Below are 2,249 nucleotides of genomic sequence, written 5' to 3'. Positions count from 1 at the left end.
GGGTGATGAGGGATATGTTGAGTATTTTGTGGCTCAAGTTTTTCACTAGTTATAGGAATTGTGTGATCGATGACAATCTTTGTTGTTAAATTATCATCTGCAATGTCATAAGAACTAATCACTCTTATCTGATGACTCTGTTTATGAACTTCATTGTTGGCGCTGGTTTGGTTAATCAAATCCTCATCTACAAACTCAGAGGAATTATCAACACTCCCTTCATCTGATTGTGATAATGTATCTTTAAGTTCATCTTCACCTGTCAAAAAAACATTTCTATGGATAGAAGGATTTAAATCTAGATTTTCTTGGTCTTGAATAGGTAGATATTCCTGGAAATTTTGAGAATCGAATGGTATAGTTAAAAACTCAACAGATGTGGCAGAAGGCGGAAGAATTAAGGGGGAATTGGGGTTGGGTAAAACTGGAGGTAAATCAGGTTCAGGAGGGAAATTCGGTGGTGTTATATCATTACTACCGGGGAGAAGTTTAGGCAATAAATATGCCATCATCTCTTCTACTTGTTCTATTTCCTCATCTGTTACACCTTCAAAGTTATCTTTAGACCATTTCCAACCACCATCCTCATCAGGAGTAAGAAAATAAGTTTCTTCCCCTATTTCAATTCGACATTTTAAATCAATAGCTGATTCTATTGATTTATAAATAAACTCTCCTAAAGGATAAATAAAAGCTCTAATAAAATGCTGACTAGCTCTAGCGTAAGCAGAAGTGAGTTGCAAATGTCGTTCATCAAACATATTTATTAAGATGTGGCTCTTGTGGGTGTAGTGAAAAAATAAAACTGAATCTCTCAAAAGGCTATAAAGTGTGGAATCTATAAAAAATAATGATGGACTAAAATAAATTAATCAGCCACACTATTGTTGTAAGAATTCAGGAGTAAGAATTCAGAATTCAGAATAGTTAAAGAATCAAATAAAGATTTGATAAATAAATATCCTAATTTTAATAAACTCCTTATATATTCTAGCTTCTGACTCCTGGGTACTGAATTCTTACCTATTGTCTAACCGCAACAGTTGCAGAATCGTCTTTGCAAATATTTGTTATGAACAGGGTTGTCGATGATGAGAGAACAAGATTGGCGCAGAACCTCATATTGTTGCCAGTTAGCCCCCAAGCATTTGATATCCATGAGCTTACCTTGGGGTGTAACGCGATTAAAAATAATATGAATATAAATATTGCTAGGTTGAATATCTAAAAAACAGATATACTGCAAATCATGCCAGCCGATACCGTGAATATATTGGTTGACAATTTTCAGACAAGATTCTTGATTTAGTTTAATATAAGTGTTTTTTAAGCTGATGATAGTATATATGCCCAAATTCCTCAGCTTTCGTCTAGTTTGAGATAAAGTCTTAAACTCCTGAATAATTTCAAGGGGAGGCAGACTAATATCAATAAAACTACCATTCGCTAAAATCTTTTCTTGAGATAGTGTTTGAATTAGTTCAAAATTACTAATTTTCAATTCTTCAATAGTCATTTTCATAACAATCAAATTCCACTGTCAGATTTGTTTTGATTGATCATGCTGCCGACTTCTTTGAATGTTAGTCCAGAATGATTAGAAACAGCTTGAGGGTTTTCGGGAAGCGGAAAGCGTGACTCCACTTGCGTAACTCGCAAAGCTAAATCTTGCTGAGAGGGAAATTTCTGTGTACTTTTCCTAGCTAGTAAAGTGACAATCCTTGCCCATTTAAGTTGATTATATTTATCAATATTTTTTAGTAACTCATTAATTTTGATAGTTTTGAGTAAAGGAACAGACCCCTCCTTTTTATTAGCATAAGCCGGATTAATAAAAACACATTTGCCAGCAACTAGTTTGAGAAATTGGGACGATTCAAAAAGCTTTCGAGTTTTTTCTTGCTCACTAATACTAGTGCTATTATTTTTACTACCAGTAGAACGGCTTTTTTGCTTGTACTTAATCTCTTCATCACCTAAGAAGTTGGAAAACAATTGCGCCGACTCGTTCTCACCAGGATTGAATATAAACTTAGTGCTGCAAGCACCAAGGATAGCCTTAGCGATATCTTTACCGTAGTTCTTCTCAAGCTGCCCCATATTTTGGAAGCCGATAATACCGCAGAAGCCCTCAGAACGTGATTCGTTGAGCCACCTATATAAATCAGGTAGGTATATTGAAGGTAATTCGTCCAATGCAACGATTAATGGAGCTTTTCGTTTTTTGGCAATGTTACGGGCGATGGTCA

The 2,249-nt window shown here is 35.1% G+C and carries 2 protein-coding genes and 1 pseudogene; all 3 read right to left on the bottom strand.

Features of this window, described 5'->3' with window-relative positions; translation table 11 throughout:
* Window positions 1-761, bottom strand: a pseudogene (locus tag F8S12_RS39690) (DUF3854 domain-containing protein); the annotation flags it as partial.
* 269 nt (window positions 762-1,030) lie between these two features.
* The gene (locus F8S12_RS39685; RefSeq protein WP_196521768.1) at window positions 1,031-1,522 is read right to left on the bottom strand and encodes a relaxase/mobilization nuclease domain-containing protein; all 492 of its coding nucleotides are present in this window, start codon (window positions 1,520-1,522) and stop codon (window positions 1,031-1,033) included.
* A 5-nt stretch (window positions 1,523-1,527) separates the two neighbouring features.
* Window positions 1,528-2,249 (bottom strand): type IV secretory system conjugative DNA transfer family protein (locus F8S12_RS39680; RefSeq protein WP_196521767.1); only part of this gene is annotated, 722 nt, incomplete at its 5' end.

It is taken from the genome of Nostoc sp. WHI (assembly GCF_015714725.1).
In the GTDB taxonomy this organism is placed as follows: Bacteria; Cyanobacteriota; Cyanobacteriia; order Cyanobacteriales; family Nostocaceae; genus Nostoc.
Note: the sequence above shows the minus strand (reverse complement) of the source record. Positions and strands in the feature narration are given on the sequence as shown.